This window comes from Rhodoferax ferrireducens (genome assembly GCF_049302455.1).
In the GTDB taxonomy this organism is placed as follows: Bacteria; Pseudomonadota; Gammaproteobacteria; order Burkholderiales; family Burkholderiaceae_C; genus Rhodoferax; species Rhodoferax ferrireducens_B.
In genome coordinates this window covers 120377-139049 of the sequence record NZ_JBAQMD010000073.1, presented here as the reverse complement: position 1 = coordinate 139049, position 18673 = coordinate 120377, and the positions used below count along the sequence as shown (strand labels likewise).

At 61.7% G+C, this 18673-nt stretch carries 12 protein-coding genes; 3 read left to right on the top strand and 9 right to left on the bottom strand.

Annotation, left to right across the window (positions count from 1 at the left end):
• Positions 1 to 34: 34 nt before the first annotated feature.
• From WA157_RS13450 to WA157_RS13415, 8 genes are all read right to left on the bottom strand, one after another.
• Positions 35 to 1318, bottom strand: a complete 1284-nt coding sequence (locus tag WA157_RS13450; RefSeq protein ID WP_422621441.1) for an ATP-binding protein — start codon at positions 1316 to 1318, stop codon at positions 35 to 37.
• Positions 1319 to 1320: 2 nt separating this feature from the next.
• On the bottom strand, positions 1321 to 2025 hold the full coding sequence (locus tag WA157_RS13445; RefSeq protein ID WP_422621440.1) for a response regulator: 705 nt from the start codon (positions 2023 to 2025) through the stop codon (positions 1321 to 1323).
• 68 nt (positions 2026 to 2093) lie between these two features.
• On the bottom strand, positions 2094 to 4541 hold the full coding sequence (locus WA157_RS13440; RefSeq protein ID WP_422621439.1) for a glycogen/starch/alpha-glucan phosphorylase: 2448 nt from the start codon (positions 4539 to 4541) through the stop codon (positions 2094 to 2096).
• 31 nt (positions 4542 to 4572) lie between these two features.
• A complete protein-coding gene (gene glgA, locus WA157_RS13435; protein WP_422621438.1) occupies positions 4573 to 6057 on the bottom strand; it encodes a glycogen synthase GlgA in 1485 nt (494 codons plus the stop codon).
• The gene (gene glgC, locus WA157_RS13430) at positions 6054 to 7325 is read right to left on the bottom strand and encodes a glucose-1-phosphate adenylyltransferase (protein ID WP_422621437.1); all 1272 of its coding nucleotides are present in this window, start codon (positions 7323 to 7325) and stop codon (positions 6054 to 6056) included. Before glgC ends, glgA begins: the two co-directional genes overlap by 4 nt.
• Before the next feature lie 34 nt (positions 7326 to 7359).
• A complete protein-coding gene (gene malQ, locus WA157_RS13425) occupies positions 7360 to 8898 on the bottom strand; it encodes a 4-alpha-glucanotransferase (RefSeq protein ID WP_422621436.1) in 1539 nt (512 codons plus the stop codon).
• The gene (gene glgX, locus WA157_RS13420) at positions 8895 to 11108 is read right to left on the bottom strand and encodes a glycogen debranching protein GlgX (protein WP_422621435.1); all 2214 of its coding nucleotides are present in this window, start codon (positions 11106 to 11108) and stop codon (positions 8895 to 8897) included. The genes malQ and glgX overlap by 4 nt, the downstream gene beginning before the upstream one ends.
• Positions 11109 to 11146: 38 nt before the next feature.
• Positions 11147 to 12472, bottom strand: a complete 1326-nt coding sequence (locus WA157_RS13415) for an AmpG family muropeptide MFS transporter (protein ID WP_422621434.1) — start codon at positions 12470 to 12472, stop codon at positions 11147 to 11149.
• Between the two features lie 43 nt (positions 12473 to 12515).
• Here WA157_RS13415 and WA157_RS13410 point away from each other — a divergent pair, with 43 nt between their 5' ends.
• Both WA157_RS13410 and ipdC read left to right on the top strand, forming a co-directional pair.
• Positions 12516 to 13361 carry a M48 family metallopeptidase gene (locus tag WA157_RS13410; protein ID WP_422621433.1) on the top strand — a complete coding sequence of 282 codons (846 nt, stop codon included), beginning with the start codon at positions 12516 to 12518 and terminating at the stop codon, positions 13359 to 13361.
• A gap of 65 nt (positions 13362 to 13426) precedes the next feature.
• On the top strand, positions 13427 to 15049 hold the full coding sequence (gene ipdC / locus WA157_RS13405; protein ID WP_422621432.1) for an indolepyruvate/phenylpyruvate decarboxylase: 1623 nt from the start codon (positions 13427 to 13429) through the stop codon (positions 15047 to 15049).
• Between the two features lie 145 nt (positions 15050 to 15194).
• Here ipdC and WA157_RS13400 read toward each other — a convergent pair whose 3' ends face one another.
• Positions 15195 to 16397, bottom strand: a complete 1203-nt coding sequence (locus WA157_RS13400; RefSeq protein ID WP_422621431.1) for an ammonium transporter — start codon at positions 16395 to 16397, stop codon at positions 15195 to 15197.
• Between the two features lie 545 nt (positions 16398 to 16942).
• Between WA157_RS13400 and WA157_RS13395 the strand changes: the two genes are divergently transcribed.
• The gene (locus WA157_RS13395) at positions 16943 to 18622 is read left to right on the top strand and encodes a PEP-CTERM sorting domain-containing protein (RefSeq protein ID WP_422621430.1); all 1680 of its coding nucleotides are present in this window, start codon (positions 16943 to 16945) and stop codon (positions 18620 to 18622) included.
• The last annotated feature ends 51 nt before the right edge of the window (positions 18623 to 18673 follow it).

Genomic DNA, 18673 nt, shown 5'->3' with positions numbered 1-18673 from the left:
TTTTTGGGTAGAAAAATGTCGCTTTTTGCGACTTTTATACTTTGTCGACCGGCGAAAGCGGCAACCGGACGACAAAACAGGCGCCGCCATCGGGGCGATTCTCGCAAGATACCGTGCCACCATGGCGCAGGGCGATCGATTTCACCAGGGCCAGCCCCAAGCCGACGCCGCCGTCGCGCTCGGTGGCGCCTGGCAAGCGGTAAAAAGGCTCAAAAATCCTCTCTTGCAGCCCGGGTGGCACGCCTGGGCCGCGGTCACAGACACTGATTGTGGCCTGTCTGTCGGTCTTGCGCAGTGTCACCGTGATCTCACCCGCCGCATGGCGCCTGGCATTCTCCAGCAGGTTGCGCATCGCGCGGCGCAGCAATTTGGTGACACCTTGCACCGGCAAGTCGGAGGGGCCTGCAGGCTCGGCCTGCGTGGCTGATGGGTCGCTGGCCAGTTGCACATCGAGCTCGGCGTTGACCCGAGCGCACTCCTCCGCGGCCAGACCAATCAGGTCAACCGACTCAATCGTGCCCATGTCGGCTTCGCGGGCATCGAGGCGACTGGCCAGCAAAATCTCTTCAATCAACTGATCCAATTCGCTGATGTTGCGGGAGATCTCGTTTTTGAACGCCGGGGACGCTGACGAACCCATCAACTCCAGCCCCATGCGAATGCGGGTCAGTGGCGAGCGCAACTCATGCGAGGCGTTGGCCAGCAATGATTTTTGCGACGCCAGCAGCGATTCATGCGACTTCACCAGGGTCTCGATGCGCTCGGCCGCATGGTTGAAACGCGCCGCCAGAAAGGTCACCTCATCGGCGCCGGCCTCCGGCACCCGGATCGAAAGGTCGCCCTCACCCCACTTCACCACCCCGTTTTGCAGCAACTCCAGACGGCGCGTGAGCTTGCGAATGATCGGATAGGTGGCCAGCGCCACCGCGATGCCGACCAGGGACAGGGTCCAGAAAAAACCGAAGGGCGGGCGGCTCCAGGGTGACTGCGGCGGGCGCGGGAATTGCAGGTGCACCATTTGCCCATCGTTCATCACCACCACAAACTCCGGGTCGTTGCCATACTGGCTGTAGGGGCCGAGCCAGCGATCCTGCGCATCAGGCGCCCGGTCGCTGTTCTCCCCAAACCCGATGTCCGGTGGCCGGCGCATGCGGGAGTGCCCATTGCCAATGATTCTCCCGACATGGTCACGGATGACCACGTTGCGCAGGGGTGGCTCGGCCGTGAGCCGCCAGGCCCAACCGACCAGCAGGGTCAGAACCGCCACCGCCAGCACCACGGCCAGCCAGATCCGCACATACAGTTTCTTGAAGAACATGCTCAGTCTTGCTGGCGGGCGAATACATAGCCGACGCCGCGCACCGTGAGGATGCGCTTGGGATCCTTGGCGTCGAGTTCAATGGCCGCGCGGATGCGTCCCATGTGCACGTCGATCGAGCGGTCAAAGGCGTCGAGTTCACGTCCGCGCACAGCTTCCATGATCTGGTCACGCGTGAGCACCCGCCCGGCGCGCTCGGCCAGCGCCACCAGCAGATCAAACTGGTAAGAGGTCAAGTCGCAGAGTTGGCCCGCCACACTGACGGAGCGGGCGTCGCGGTCAATTTCCAGTGTGCCAAAACGCAGCTGTGTTTGAACGGGGTGCGCACCCTCCACATGGCGGCGTAACACAGCGCGAATGCGGGCCAGCAGCTCGCGTGGTTCAAACGGCTTGGGCAGGTAGTCGTCGGCACCGATCTCCAGCCCGATGATGCGGTCCATCGGGTCACCCTTGGCGGTCAACATCAGCACCGGTGTTTGCGCCAGGGCGCCGGGCAGCGAGCGGATGCGCCGGCACACCTCCAGCCCGTCCATGTCGGGCAGCATCAGGTCCAGGATGACCAGGTCAGGCGGGTCGGACTGCAGGTCGGTCAGCCCGGTCTGGCCGTCGCCGGCATGGCCCACCACAAACCCTGATTGCGCCAGGTACTCACTCACCATCTGGGCCAGGCGCGCGTCATCTTCGATCATCAAAAGGTGTTGAGTCATGGAAATAGTCTAGGGCAGGGCAGGTGAAAGGGCTTGGGGTGACTGTAAAGTTTCGGTAAATGGAGCTGTCACCGCAGGGGCGCCACGCCCCAGATATCGGTGGCATATTCGCGAATCGTGCGGTCGGAAGAAAAAGGTCCCATGCCGGCAACATTCAGGATCGCGCTGCGCGTCCATGCGCCGGGGCGCCGATAGAGATCGTCCACCCTGTCCTGGCAGGCACAATAATCGCCGTAATCGGCCAACAACTGGTAGTAGTCAGACTCCAGCAGCACATTGACCACATCGCGGTAGCGACCGGGTTCCTCGGGCGAAAACCCACCTTGAGCCAGGCGGTCAATGGCAAACTTCAGATCAAAATTGCCCTCGTAGTAGCTGCGCGGCTGATAGCCGTAACCCCGCAGTTCGGTCACTTTGTCGGCGCGGTTGCCAAACACGAAAATATTGTCCAGGCCAACCTTCTCGGCAATTTCAATGTTGGCACCATCCCAGGTGCCAATCGTGAGGGCGCCATTGAGGGCAAATTTCATGTTGCCGGTGCCCGAGGCTTCGGTGCCGGCGGTTGAAATCTGCTCCGACAAATTGGCCGCCGGAATGATGATTTCTGCCAGCGACACCCGGTAATTGGGGATGAACACGACACGCAGCAGCGAACCGATCAGGGGGTCGTTGTTGATCACGCGCGCCACGTTGTTGATCAGCCGGATGATGAGTTTGGCCATGAAGTAGGCGGAGGCTGCCTTGCCGGCAAAGATCACGGTGCGTGGCACCCAGTTGGCATGCGGTTGGGCCAGTATGCGGTGGTAGCGCGTGATGACATGCAGCACATTGAGCAGTTGGCGCTTGTATTCATGCATGCGCTTGACCTGGACGTCGAACAGACTGTTGGGATCCACGATGATGCCCGGGCAGTGCGCCATCAGGTCCGTCAGACGGCGCTTGTTTTGCTGCTTGGCCAGCCGGAAGGCATTTTGAAACTCCGGCTCGTCGGCCAGGTCGTGCAACTGGGCCAATTGATCCAGATCACGCCGCCAGTCGGGGCCGATGCGGCTGTCGATCAAGGTCGACAGCGAGGGGTTGGCCAGCGACAGCCAGCGGCGCGGGGTAATGCCGTTGGTTTTATTGCAGAAGCGCTCCGGATACATCCGCACAAAATCGGAAAAGATCGTGTCCACCATCAATTGACTGTGCAGGGCCGATACACCATTGACCTTGTGGCTGGCCAACACCGACAGATGGGCCATGCGCACCCGGCGCACGCCGCGCTCTTCGATCAGTGAAATACGCCGCAACAAGGCATGGTCATCCGGGAATCGGGTATGAACTTCAGCCAGAAAACGGGCATTGATGTCGAAAATCAGACCCATGTGCCGGGGCAGCACGCGGCCCAGCAGGTCCACCGGCCAGGTCTCCAGGGCCTCTTCCATCAGGGTGTGATTGGTGTACGAGAAGATGCGCGTGCACAGGCCCCAGGCGGTTTCCCAGTCCAGTTGGTGCTCGTCCAGCAGGAGTCGCATCAACTCGGGCACCGCCAGCGCCGGATGGGTGTCGTTGAGGTGAATGGCCACCTTGTCGGCGAGTTGTTCAAAGCCGCTGTGGTTTTTGAGGTGACGCCGCAAAATGTCCTGCAGCGAGGCACTGACAAAAAAGTATTCCTGGCGCAGGCGCAATTCATGCCCGTGCTCGGTGCGATCGTCCGGGTAGAGTACCCGCGAGACGTTTTCCGACTGGTTTTTGGCCTCCACCGCCTGGATGTAATCGCCCCGGTTAAAGGCGTCCAGGTTGACGCCGCCGCTGGCACGTGCCGACCAGAGCCGCATGGTGACCACGCTGCGCATCTGGTGGCCGGGCACGCCGCTGTCGTAGGCGGTGGCAATCACATCTTCGGTATCGAGCCAGAGCGATTGGCCGTTTTGCGGCACCAGACGTCCGCCATAACGGATGGTGTAGCTGAGTTCGGGGCGCATGAACTCCCACGGATAGCCGTTGACCAGCCAGTAGTCGGGCTCTTCCACTTGCTGTCCATGTTCGATACGCTGGGCAAACATGCCGAATTCGTAGCGGATGCCATAACCCATGCCGGGCAGGCCCAAGGTGGCCATCGAGTCCAGAAAGCAGGCCGCCAGGCGACCCAAGCCGCCGTTGCCCAGGCCGGCGTCGGGCTCCAGCTCAATCAGGGCATCAAAGTCGGCACCCAGCAGGGCGCAGGCCTGTTTGACGGGTTCATAAATGTCAGTCGCCAGCATCGCATTGGTCAGTGCCCGCCCGGTGAGAAATTCCAGCGACAGGTAATACACGCGCTTGGCATCCTGGTCTTCGACCTTGGTCAACGACTCCCGCCAGCCGTCCATGATGCGGTCGCGCACGGCATGAAACACGGCAAACAGCCAGTCGCGCTGGGTGGCCGAGTGCAGGTCTTTGCCGACCTGGTAGACCAGCCGGTTCGAGATTGACCGGCGCAGCGCTTCGACGCTGTTGGTGGGTTTATCAAATTGAAAAATAGCGGTGGCGGGCATGGTCAATGGCTCCGGAAAATACACAGATGAATTATTTTGCACCCGGCCGCAATGTTTGGTACATGGCCAGGTAGTGCCGCGCGGAAGCGAGCCAGTCAAAGCGCAGCCCCATGGCCCGTCGTTGCACTGCCGACCATTCGTCGGGGCGTCGAAACAAGACAAAGGCCCGGCGCACGGCGCTGAGCAAGCCTGCGGGGCTCAATTCGTCGAACACAAAGCCAGTGGCACTGCCTTCGTCCAGATCTTCCAGCGTGCAATCGACCACCGTATCGGCCAGACCGCCGACCCGGCGTACCAAAGGCAAGGTGCCGTAGCGCAAGCCATAAAGCTGCGTCAGGCCGCAAGGCTCAAACTCAGAGGGAACCAGGATGACATCGGCACCGGCAATGACCGCGTGGGCGGTGACCTCGTCGTAGCCAATGCGCACACCGACCTGGCCGGGGTAGCGGGTGGCCGCATCCACAAAGGCCCGCTCCAGCGCCGCGTCACCCTGGCCCAGCAAGGCCAGTTGACCACCACGCTGAACCATGTCCGCCAACACCTGGGGCAGCAGGTGCAGCCCTTTTTGCTCCGTCAAGCGACTGACGGCACCAAACACCAGGGCGGCCGGCCGCGGTTCCAGCGAAAATTTGGCTTGAAGTGCTGATTTGGCGAGGGCTTTGCCCTGCAACTTGTCCGCATCAAAGCGCGCAGGCAGCAGCGCATCATTGGCCGGGTTCCATACCTGGTCATCCACGCCATTGAGAACGCCTGACAATGCGTTGGCACGCTGGCGCAGCAGGCCGTCGAGACCGTGGCCTTGCGCCGGCGCCATGATTTCGCGGGCATAGGTCGGACTGACCGTGGCGATGCGGTCCGCGTACCGAAGCGCTGCTTTCATGAAGGAAACCCGGCCAAAAAACTCCAGGCCGTTGACATCAAACCAGGCGTTGGGCAGGCCCAGCCGGGCAAATTCAGCCGCTGGAAACAGGCCTTGATACGCCAGGTTGTGAATGGTGAAAACTGTCGCTGGTGTGGCTCGTTTGGCCGCGGCAAAGGCCCGCACATAGGCCGGGGTCAGGCCGCTATGCCAGTCGTGGCAGTGAATGACATCTGGCAGCCAGTCTGGATCCAGCCCCTGCCCCAGGGTCGCCCCAGCCCATCCCAGCGCCGCGAAGCGAATCGCGTTGTCGCTCCAGTCCTTGCCGTCCGGCCCGAGGTAGGGGTTGCCGGGACGCTCATACAAGGCCGGGGCTTGAAGCAGATAAACCGGCAACTCAAAGTCGGGCAGGGTGATCAGCGTCAGGCTGGCGGGGGGCAAGGCAGGGGCGGGGCCCCAAGGCATCTGGCCCTCAGGCAAGGGGGCAATAGGCTGCGCTGAAAGGGCCTGGTTGGCAATGGCCGGGAAGGCCGGCAGCAGCAAGCGCACCTCGCAGCCCACAGCCTGCAGTGCCGGGGCCAGACCGGCGCTGACATCGGCCAGCCCCCCGGTCTTGAGAAATGGAAACAGTTCGGTGCAAACATACAAAACCTTCATGCCTGACTCACCCGCAACGCCTCCAGCATGGCCACCGTGACCAGCACCACACCTTCGGCGCTGACATGGAAACGCCGCGCGTCGTCCTCAGCGTCAAAGCCGATCGTCATGCCCGCAGGAATACGGCAGCCTTCGTCAACCACCACCTTGCGTAACCGGCAGTGCCGCCCGACATCAGCCTCCGGCAGAAGGACCGACTCTTCCACGCTGCTGTAAGAGTGAAGGTGAACCCCGGTGAACAGCACGGATCGCCGCACCAGCGCACCCGACACAATGCAGCCCCCGGATACCAGCGAGTCGACCGCCATACCGCGGCGCCCCTCATCATCAAAGACAAACTTGGCCGGTGGCGAGGTTGGCTGGTAGGTCCAGATCGGCCAATCCTTGTCATAAAGATCGAGCTGGGGAATGGTGGCGGTCAAGTCGATATTGGCGGCCCAGTAGGCGTCGACCGTGCCGACATCGCGCCAGTAAGAAGGACTCTCCGGGCTGGTTTTGACGCAGGACAGGTCAAACGGATGGGCCATGGCTTCGCCGCGTGACACGATGGCCGGGATCAAATCCTTGCCAAAGTCGTGGTGAGAGGCGGCATCTTCAATGTCGGTTTGCAACGCGGCAAACAGATAGTCGGCGTCAAATACATACACCCCCATGCTCGCCAGCGCCTGTTCCGGCTGGTCCAGCATCGGTTGCGGGTGCGCCGGTTTTTCATCAAACCGGGTAATGTGGCGCGTGGCATCCACCGTCATGACACCGAAGGCGCTGGCTTCTGCCAGCGGCACTTCAATGCAGGCGACGGTGCAGCGCGCACCCAGGGCCACGTGGTCTTCAATCAGGCTGGCGTAATTCATTTTGTACACATGGTCCCCCGCCAACACCAAAATATATTTGGGATCGTGTTCGCGCAGGATGTCGATATTTTGATAGACGGCATCTGCCGTGCCCCGGTACCACGAGGCCTCGTCAACGCGCTGCTGGGCGGGCAGCAAATCGATGAACTCATTGACTTCGCTGCGCAAGAAAGACCAGCCATGCTGCAAATGGCGCAGCAGGCTGTGCGACTTGTACTGCGTCAACACGCCGATGCGGTGCAGCCCTGAATTGACACAATTGGAGAGCGCAAAATCGATGATCCGGAACTTGCCACCAAAGTGGACGGCCGGTTTGGCACAATTTTCCGTCAGGTCCTGCAGCCGGGACCCGCGGCCCCCCGCCAGGACCAGGGAAATGGTTCGACGGACCGGGCGGTGATGCGCACTATCTTTCATGAGAAACCTCCTGGAGAAAACATCAATAATCAGGCTAGCGAAGCAGATTGCGGCCATGGGCGTGAGCCATGTCTTTCAGCCGCCGGGCCGGTGTATCGCCGACCTGGCGCCAGGCAAAACGCCATTGCCAGCAACCCTGCGCCACACCGGGCGTGTTCATGCGATGCAAGCCGTCCAGTCCCAGTACATCCTGGAGCGGAAATATGACCGTGTTCGCTTTTGACTGCGAGAGCGATTGCATCATGGCCCAGTGAATCTCGAAGTCCGCCAGAGGGCCAAGATAGGCGCGGGCGATGTGCCGTTGCCCAGCGCCCGCCGTCTGCCACCAGCCCAATGTGGTGTCGTTGTCATGCGTGCCGGTGTAGGCGACCGTTTGGACGTCAAAGTTGTGCGGCAGGTAAGGATTGGCAGGGGTGTCGCCAAATGCAAACTGCATCACGCGCATGCCGGGAAAGCCGCAGTCCTGGCGCAAATCGGTGACGGCCTGGGTGATGATGCCGAGGTCTTCCGCAATGATCGGCAGGAGGCCGCTGGCTCCTTGCTGCCGCCGGGCTTGGGCCAATGCGTCAAACAAGGCTCGGCCTGGCCCCTGGCGCCAACAACCGGCAACTGCCGTGGGTTCGGTGGCCGGAATTTCCCAATACGATTCGAAACCGCGAAAGTGATCCAGCCGGATCACATCCACCAGCTCAAGCAGGTGACTGAGCCGGTCTTTCCACCAGGCAAAACCCTGCTTTGCCATCTCGTCCCAGCGGTACAAGGGGTTGCCCCAGCGCTGACCGGTCATACTGAAATAGTCGGGCGGTACACCGGCCACGACTGTTGGTTCGCCCAACGGATCCAGCAGGAACAAGTCGGTGTTGAGCCACACATCGGCACTGTGATGCGCAACAAAAATAGGCGCATCGCCCACAATCGCGATGCCACGTGCGTGAGCGTAGTCACGCAAACGCTGCCACTGCACCATAAAGCGCCACTGGATGAAGCTGAAGAACCCGAGCTCGTCTGCCATCGACTCGCCCACTGCGGCCAGCGCCGCCGGGTCAGCCTGCGCCAGCCCCGCGGGCCATTGGGTCCAGGGTTTGCCATGGCGTGTCTCCAGTGCCATGAAAAAGGCATAACCCTCCAGCCAGTGCGCTTGCTGCAGCCGAAAGCGCTCGAACTCGGCCCAGTCGCTGGCTTGCGTGTGTTCCAGGAAACCCTGCCATGCTTCACGCAAACGCTGCATGCGGTACGGCGCCACGCGCTCGAAGTCACAGCGCACCACCTCAAACACCGGCGGCTCCTGCGCTGACAGCCAGCCGTTTTTCACCAGTTCATCCAGGTCCACCAGCAGCGGGTTGCCGGCAAAAGTGCTGGGGCTGTGATAGGGCGAGTTGCCCGGCCCCACCGGCGAGAGTGGCAGTATTTGCCAGAGTCGCTGTCCGGCCGACACCAGCCAGTCCACAAAATGGTAGGCCTCAGCCCCGAGGTCGCCTGAGCCATGGGGGCCTGGCAGAGAGGTCAGGTGCAGCAGCACGCCGCTGCAGCGCTGCGAAAAAATGGCCGCCGTGGCCGCTTGCGCCGAGCTCATGTGTGAGCCTCAAGAGGCAACACGGGATTCGTCACGTGCTGGACGAGTCCGAGCATCGTGCGTGGTGCGGCAGTGATCGCCTGCGTGCAGGCGGGCGCAGCACGCCATTGGGCATCCGGCAACACCCAGCCGGCGGCACTGTCCAGCACGGTGTGCCAGCGCCCCGGCGGCAGCGCAAAAATCTGGGGCTCATCGCTCGCATGCACCAGCAGCAACCAGCGCAGCGGCATGGCGTCAGTCGCTTCGGCCGTGTCGGTAACTTCGATCAGGCCGGCAAAACTGCGCGATCGAGAATCGTCCCAGTCGGATGCAGCCATGGCCGCGCCGTCCGGCCTGCGCCAGGCGATGTCTGCTGCCGTGGCCCCAGCCGTGGCGCGACCGGTGAACCAGCGTGCATGGCGCAGCGCCGCGTGGGTTTGGCGCAGGTGGATGAGGCGCGAGACAAAATCGGTCAATGCGGGGTGTGAACCTGACCAGTCGAGCCAGCTGGTCTCGTTGTCCTGGCAATAGGCGTTGTTGTTTCCCTGCTGGGACTGGCCCAGTTCATCACCAGCGAGCAACTGTGGCAGTCCCTGCGAACAAAACAACGTGGCCAGCAAGGCGCGCTGCCATTGCGCGCGCACGGACTGCACCGTAGGGTCGTCGGTGGGGCCTTCCACCCCGGCGTTGGCGCTGAGGTTATGGTGGTGTCCGTCGCGGTTGCCTTCGCCATTGGCCAGGTTGTGCTTGTGACGGTACGAGGTCAAATCCGCCAGCGTCATGCCGTCATGGGCGCTCAGCAGGTTGATACAGGCCAGGGGGGAGCGGCCGTCATGGTCAAAGTAATCGCTGGAACCCGTGAGCCGACGCGCCAGCTCGCCCCGCGTGCTGTGGTGGCCCAACCAGAAGGCGCGGCTGGTATCGCGAAAACGGTCATTCCATTCATGCCAGCGAGCGGGAAATCGTCCGAGTTGGTAGCCATTCGGCCCAAGGTCCCACGGCTCGGCAATCAGCTTGATACCGGCCAAGACCGGGTCTTGTGCCAGGGCCGTCAGCAGGCCGGACATGGGGTGAAAATCGTGATGAAGAATCGGGTCGCGCCCCAGCGCTGTGGCGAGGTCAAAGCGAAACCCATCCACACCAAACGCCTGCACCCACCAGCGCAGGCTGTCCATGACCATCTGTACGGCGCAGGGCTGCGCCAGATTGAAGCTGTTGCCACAGCCACTGAAATTAAGGTACTGGCCCGCCGGGTCCAGTGCGTACCAACTGGCGTTGTCCAGGCCGCGCCAGCTCAAGGTGGGGCCAAAAGTGTCACTCTCGGCGCTGTGGTTGAACACCACATCCAGCACCACCTCCAGTCCGTGCTGGTGCAACTGGTCCACCATGTGCCTGAATTCGGTACGGTCATCGGTAAACTGGCCGCTGGCGTAAGCCGGCTCAGGGATGAAATAAGCCAGGGTGTTGTAGCCCCAGTAGTTGCGCAAGCCCTTTTGCAGCAGATGCGCTTCGGTCACGAACAGTTGCACCGGCAACAAACACAAGGTGGTGATGCCCAAGCGCTCGTAATGCGCCAGCATGGGTGAACTGGCCAAGCCGGCATAGGTGCCGCGCAAGGCGACCGGCACGTCGGGGTGGCGCTGCGTCAGCCCTTTGACATGCGCTTCGTACAGCACGGTGCGGGCCAGCGGCACCCCGGGGTTGCGGGTGATGGCCGCTCCCGCCTGGAACTCGGCCGCCAGGTCCACCACCTGGGCCTTGGGCATGCGTGGCGCGTTGTCGTGCTGGTCGGGCGCGGCATCCAACACGGTTGCATCGGCGGCCGCTTGCCCCAGGTAGTCGCGCTCCAGAGACAGGTACTGCGTGGACCCTTTGAGCGCGCGCGCAAAGGGATCAAGCAGCAATTTGGCCGGGTTGAAACGCTGACCGTGCGCGGGCTGATACGGTCCATGTGCACGCAGCCCATACAGCTGACCGGCCTTCAAACCGCGCACAAAGCCGTGCCAGACACCGTCGCTGTGCGCGGGCAGGCGGATGCGAGCAGTCTCCTGCGCACCATGTTCGTCAAACAGACACAGCTCAATCGCCTCGGCGTGGCGGGAATAGACAGCGAAGTTGATGCCGCTCTGGCCGTCAAGCGTCATGCAGGTGGCGCCCAGCGGCCAGGACTGCCCGGTTTTACACGGCAAGCCGGACCCGTTGGCAAGGGAATTTGCATCGCTGGTCAACATGAAATTAAGGCGTGGTTGATAGAAATAGGGTTGCCAATTTACGCCTGTCGGGCCCGGGATGCCAGCCAGACCAGCAACAACACGGGCAGGCCCAGCAGGGACGTTCCAATGAAGAAATGCTGGTAACCAAACGCATCCACATACCGGCCCGAATAGCCAGCCAGAAATTTGGGGGCGAGTAGCATCATAGAACTGAACAACGCGTACTGGGTGGCCGAGTAGTTGATATTTGTCAGACTGGACAGGTAGGCAATGAAGGCCGCCGAGGCTATTCCGCTGGCCAGGTTGTCAGCCGAGATCACAAAAATCAGTGCCGTGACATCATGGCCCCGTGTACTCAAAGCCGCAAACAGCAAATTGGTGGCGGCACCCAACACTGCGCCCAGCATCAGCACCCGCATCACACCGAGCCGCATCGACAGCACGCCGCCCACAAAAGCGCCGACCAGCGTCATGATGACGCCAAAAATCTTGGTCACTGCCGCCACCTCGTCCTTGGTGTAGCCCATGTCCACATAAAACGGATTGGCCATGATGCCCATGACCACGTCGCTGATGCGGTAGACGGCAATCAGAGCCAGGATCAGCAGCGCCTGCTTGCCGTAGCGATGCAAAAAGTCGGCAAACGGTTCAATCAAGGCGCCGCGCAGCCATTCGCGCGCATTTTTGGCCGATGGCATGGCCCGGCGCAGCGGTTCGGGCGACAGCAGCACCGTCAACACACCCAGCAACATGCTGGCCGCCATCACCAGGTAAGCGGTTTGCCAGGCACCATGCTGATAGCCGGCCACACCGGCCACTTCGGCTCGCGCCGCCACCCACAACACCCCAGCCCCGGCCCAAATCATGGCCAGACGGTAGCCGGTCTGGTAAGCCGCTGCCAGCGCCGCCTGGCGATTGATATTGGCCGATTCGATGCGAAAGGCATCCAGTGCAATATCTTGCGTCGCCGAGCCAAAGGCCACCGCCAGGGCACCCCACACCACGGGCTGCAGCGCAACCCGCGGGTCGTTGAATGACATGGCCACCAAACCGGCCATCACGGCAAGTTGGGCCAGCAAGAGCCAACTGCGCCTGCGGCCCATCCAGCGTGTCAGCAGCGGAATGGGCATCCGGTCCACCAGCGGCGCCCACACCCACTTGAAAGCGTAGGCCAGGCCGACCCAGCTCAAATAACCAATGGTGGTGCGGTCAAGGCCGGCCTCGCGCAACCAAAAACTCAAGGTGCCCAGCACCAGCAGCAAGGGCAGGCCGGCCGAAAACCCCAGTAGCAGCATGCGTAGCGTGGGTGGCTCCAGATAAACTTTGAAAGTGTCGATCCAGGCGGGCTTGATTTGGGGGGTGTTGGAGGCACTTGATGTCATGCGGGAATAATACGCGGAGCCCTGTCGTGCCCTGAACCCACTTATGAATACCCCATACCACTGCCCATTGTGTCTATCGCGCCGCCTGGCGCTGCAAGGCATGGCCCTGACGCTGGTTCTGCCGGGCGCCACATTACCGATCGCGCTGGCAGGTGAGGGCGTCGATGTCGGCGGCAACTCGGTCTTCAGCAGTCTGGTGCCGGCCGAAACGGTGGAGCGCTCAGCCGGCCAGCAATACGCCCGGTTGTTGCAACAGGCGGCGACGCAGCACGCGCTGGGCAGCAAAGACCATCCTCAGGTGCGGCGTCTGCGCGCCATTGCCAACAAGATCATTCCATTTGCCAGCGGTTGGAATCCGCGGGCCGGCAACTGGCGCTGGGAAGTCAACCTGATCGGCAGCAAGCAGATCAACGCATTTTGTATGCCGGGCGGAAAAATTGCTTTCTACAGCGGCATCCTGGAACAACTCAAACTCACTGATGCTGAAATCGCCACCGTCATGGGGCACGAGATGGCCCATGCCCTGCGGGAGCACGCCCGCGCTCGCCTGGGCAAAAATGCCGCCACCGGCATCGGCGCCAGCCTGTTGGGACAGGTGCTTGGCTTGGGTGATCTGGGTCAAACCGTGACCAACTACGGCGCGCAGTTACTGACGCTGCAGTTCAGCCGCAGCGACGAATCTGACGCTGACCTGGTGGGCATGGAGTTGGCGGCTCGTGCCGGCTTTGACCCGCGCGCCGGTGTCACGCTGTGGCAAAAAATGGCCGCCGCCAATCGGGGTGCGCCGCCGCAGTGGCTGTCTACCCACCCCTCGGGCAGCACCCGCATCAGCGATATTGAACGCAACCTGCCCAAAGTGACGCCTTTGTATGAGCGGGCCAGGCGGTAGTTGTGCCAGGATGTCCGTTCCGGTGAAATAATCACCGTCTTCCTGTACTGAACAAGACCCGTCCCATGAACCTCACCGAATCCCTGTTGTACGCCCTCAAGGCGCACGGCGCACGGCAAATCTTTGGCATCCCCGGCGACTTTGCGCTGCCGTACTTTCGCATTATTGAGAAGTCCGCCATCCTGCCGCTGTACACCTTGTCGCACGAGCCGGGCGTGGGTTTTGCCGCTGACGCCTGTGGCCGTATCAGCGGTGGCCTGGGTGTGGCGGCTGTGACCTATGGCGCCGGCGCCTTCAACATGGTCAATGCGGTGGCGTCGGCCTACGCCGAGAAATCACCGCTGGTAGTGCTGTCGGGTGGTCCAGGCAAGGGTGAATCTCAATCCGGACTCTTGTTGCACCACCAAGCCAAGACATTGGATTCGCAGTTCCAGATTTACAAGGAAATTACCTGCGACCAGGTTCGGCTGGATGATGCCGAGCGCGCGCCGGCCGACATCGCCCGGGCGCTGGCCAATTGCCTGCGCCATTCGCAACCGGTGTACATCGAGATTCCGCGCGACATGGTGGCCGAACCCTGCTTGCCGGTGACGGCGCAGCCCCCTTTGGCGGTTGCCCCGGATGCGCTGGACGCGTGCGTGACAGAAATTTTGCAGCGCTTGGGCGCGGCCAGCGCGCCTGTCCTGATGGCCGGCGTCGAAGTGCGGCGTTTCGGGCTGGAGGCCAAAGTCGCCGAATTGTCAAGTCGACTGGCGCTGCCGGTGGTCACCAGTTTCATGGGCATCGGCTTGCTGGCGCAAACCGAGGCACCCCTGGTCGGCACCTACCTCGGCGTGGCGGGCTTGCCCGAGGTGACGCAACTGGTGGAGAACTCCGATGGTTTGTTTCTGCTCGGTGTCATCGTGTCGGACACCAATTTTGCCGTGTCGGAAAAGAAAATTGACATGCGCAAGACCATACGCGCCTTGGCTGGCCAGGTCACGATGGGTTACCACACCTATTCGCATATACCGCTGGCGGCGCTGGTGGACCACCTGCTTGAGCGGGTGCAGGCCACCGGCAAGAAATTTTCGGTCAAACACCAGAGCTATCCGCACGGCTTTGTGGCGGACGCCGGGTCCATCACACCCACTGACATTGCCACCGCCGTCAATGACCTGATGGCCAGGCACGGCAAACTGCCGATTGCCTCCGACATGGGTGACTGCCTGTTTACCGCGCTGGACATTGAACACACCGCCCTGATCGCGCCCGGCTACTACGCCACCATGGGTTTTGGTGTACCCGCCGGCCTGGGTCTGCAGGCCGCGACCGGTGAGCGCCCGCTGATCCTGGTCGGTGACGGCGCGTTTCAGATGACCGGTTGGGAGCTGGGCAATTGCCGACGCTACGGCTGGGACCCGATCGTGCTGCTGTTCAACAACGCCAGTTGGGAAATGCTGCGCACCTTCCAGCCCGAGTCTGGCTTCAATGACCTCGACCACTGGGGTTTTGCCGAAATGGCAGCCGGCATGGGGGGTGATGGGGTGCGGGTCAACACCCGCGCCGAGCTCAAGGCCGCGCTGGACAAGGCGATTGCAACCCGCGGGCGCTTTCAGTTGATTGACATTGTGATCCCGCGTGGCGTGCTGTCGGAAACGCTGTCGCGCTTTGTGGCCGGGGTCAAGCGGCTCAGCGCACCGCAATAGACGGCGCCGGTCCGGACGCTGTGACGGGCCCGAGGGTAGGCTGGGGAATATATAAGAAATAGGCCTCTAGCCCCCGCTGTATATGCACAACACGCTATTTAAACAGTAGCAATGACGCGCTGATCCTGTTCTGCCCTGAAGGGCTTCACCAGTTGGCTTCGCGCTCGGCCGTGGCGCTGATCATGTGAATGGACAGGTCGGCGCCGTTGTATTCTTCTTCTTGACTCAGGCGCAAGCCCATGACGGTTTTGAGCCCGCCATAAACCAGCAGACCACCCGCCACGGCCCAAGCCACACCCATGGCGGTGCCCATCAGTTGGGCACCCAGATTCACGCCCCCCAGGCCGCCCAGCGCTTGGCTGCCAAAAATACCGGCGGCAATGCCGCCCCAGGTGCCGCACAGGCCGTGTAATGGCCACACGCCCAGCACGTCGTCAATCTTCCATCTGTTTTGCGTCAGGGTGAACATGCGCACAAACAGCGCTCCGGCCACCACACCCACCACCAGTGCGCCTAATGGGTGCATCAGATCGGAGCCAGCACACACGGCGACCAGCCCTGCCAGGGGTCCGTTGTGCACAAAGCCGGGGTCATTTTTGCCCGCCACCAGCGCCGCCAGCGTGCCGCCCACCATCGCCATCAGCGAGTTGACCGCCACCAGACCCGAGATTTTGTCCAGGGTTTGCGCGCTCATCACGTTAAAGCCAAACCAGCCGACCGTCAGCACCCAGGCACCCAGCGCCAGAAATGGAATGCTTGACGGCGGATGGGCCGAGATGCCGCCGTCCTTGCGGTAGCGGTTGGCGCGCGCGCCCAACAGGATCACGGCGGGCAGCGCAACCCAGCCGCCCACCGCGTGCACCACCACGCTGCCGGCAAAGTCATGAAACTCGGCGCCGGTCAGGCTTTTGATCCAGCCCTGCACGCCAAAATGCTGGTTCCAGGCAATGCCCTCAAAGAACGGGTAGACAAAGCCGACGATGACCGCCGTGGCGATCAGTTGCGGCCAAAAGCGGGCGCGCTCGGCAATGCCACCCGAAATAATGGCCGGAATGGCGGCGGCAAACGTCAGCAAGAAAAAGAACCTGACCAGCTCGAAACCGTTCTTGGCGGCCAACTGCTCGGCGCCGACAAAAAAATGGGTGCCATAGGCCACGCCATAACCCACCAGAAAATACGCGATGGTCGAGACCGAAAAGTCCACCAGAATCTTGACCAGCGCATTGACCTGATTCTTGCGGCGGACTGTGCCGAGCTCCAGAAATGCAAAACCCGCATGCATGGCCAGCACCATGACGGCGCCGAGCAAGATGAACAAGGTGTCGGCGCCCTGTTTGAGTGCTTCCATGAAAACCTTTTGATATGAAATGAATTTAATTGGTGCGTTTACTGTGTGAAAACGCCAAATGCACCAATTTAAAGCAAAAACCGAGCCAGGATGAAGACAGCAAACCCATTGCTGTGCACAGAAGAATCAAACCGGCTCCATTCCCTGCGGGTTCGCCTTGTCTTGAGACGGCACCCATTGGCCAGAAAAAACCTCGCCCGTCCCCTTTGATGATTGTCAACGTGTTACGAAATATTTCAAATTGGTAACTGAGTGATACGAATTGTCAACAGAAATAACCGCGCTTCTCTCTAAATTGATCTTGCGCCTGAACCACAACCTGTTGGCCTGACGGCGCTAGGGCCTTCAATTGGGAAAACATGATGAATAAATATGCGGGGCTGAAAACCGACTTGCGGGGGATTGACGCCATTGCGGCTGTTGATGCATCCGAAATTAAAAACAGGCCGGAGAAATCAAACACAACGAGACATTTGGTAACAAATAGAATTTTTTCGTTAGGCGTGTTATCGGCAGCTCTCGGCTGTATTTTTTGGGCACCTGGCGTGGCTGCAGCGCCAGTGTTGAACTGGACGACCGTCGTCAACAACAGTTTTGTGGCACCGGATTTGACCAATCCGGACTCGACCAAGACGTTCAACAGCTATAGCCCCCCGTCGGTCAACGACGAGGCGATGGTCGTGTTTCGCGGCCGCACCCAGGGCGGCGAAGGCGGCCAGGGTGGCGTCGGTGGACAGCGGGTTTCCGGTGTGTTCCAGCGTGACATGAAGACCCTGGCACCGGTTCAAGCCATCGCCACCCAGGGTTCGCTCGTGCCCCAGCCGAACAATCTCGCCGCGACGTTCAACGAGTTCCCGTCGTTCGCGCGCATCGACAGCGGCTCCAACCTGGTCGCCACCCGTGGCCAGTCGCAGCCGGTCTGGGAGTACACCGATTCGACCGGAGCTGACACCCGAGTCGGCACCTCCGGCATCTACGCCACGCCCGGCGGCACGCTCACCACCGGCGCGAGCCTGCTGGGCGCAGTGCCCGCGTTCCCGCAGTTCCAGATTCCGCAGCCCGCGGTGAGCAGCGATGGCCTGCGCTTTGACCAGTTCCCCGGTGCGCCAGCCGCATTCGACGGCAAGTACATCGCCTTCAAGGGCAACTACACCGAAGAGACGGTGGGCAAGACCGGTGTGTTCTACCGCGACATTGTCAGCGCTGGCGGAACGGCGGGCGCCGTCGCCATCGCGTGGCGAGGGATGGAGATGCCCGCCAGTCCCTATGTTCCTGCTGGTACGACGTTCGGCTCGACCGCACCACCGAGCGCGGCCAAGGGCCAAGTCGTGTTCACCGGGCTGGACAATGAAGACGCCCCGACCGCGGGCGGCATCTACCGGGCCAAAGTCGGCCAGCCCGGTCTCACCACCTTGGTCAGCATCGGGGAAACCGTCTCTGGCGTCACCAACGCAACTGGCACGACACTGAACCGACTGGGCGAAGGCCTGTCCTTCGACGGCCGCTATGTGTCGTTCTGGGGCGCGTGGGGAACCGAGACGCGCCAGGTGACGCTGAGATGTGCGGCTGACGGTAACGCGTCGGTATTGGCCGCCTGCATGGGCCAGAGCGACCCGGACGCCAACGGCAATCCCACAGGTCAGACCACCCGTGAGGTGCCACTGCACCAGGGCATCTTCCTCAAAGACACGGTCACCGGCAATCTGCAGCTGGTTTCGCAGACCGGCTCTGACTACGAGGACTTCCTGTTCTGGAACTTCTCGGGCAACGCTGGCCAGGGTGGCGGTGAGGAGTCTGAAGATGAGGAGGGCGCACGCTGGCGTTCGACGGCTTTCATCGCGGGCGACGGGGCGAAAGTGGTCTTCAAGGCGACTGAGCCCGTTACCGGCATTTTTGGACTGTATCTCGATCTGAGCGACCTGCTGGAGCCGTATGCGCTGTTGACCTCGGCGATGTTCGGTGAGGTGTTGGACTCAATGGCGACGGACCTGCCCATTGTGGCGCTGTCGATCGAACGCGACGGCTTTCGCAATGGCTGGCTGGCGGTCAGTGCCAGCATGGCAGACGCAGAGAATGGCTGGGCCGGCGTGTATCTGACACAGGTGGTGCCGGAGCCGTCGATTGGCGCATTGATGGTGCTGGCGCTGGGTGCGCTGGCCTTGTCAAGGCGTCGCCGCGCGGGCCCGTCGGGCGGATTCAACTCTGAAGCGTTGGGTAACGCCTGATACTTTCACTTACCCGGAGCATTGAGAAGCCTCAACAAAGGCTGGGACGTC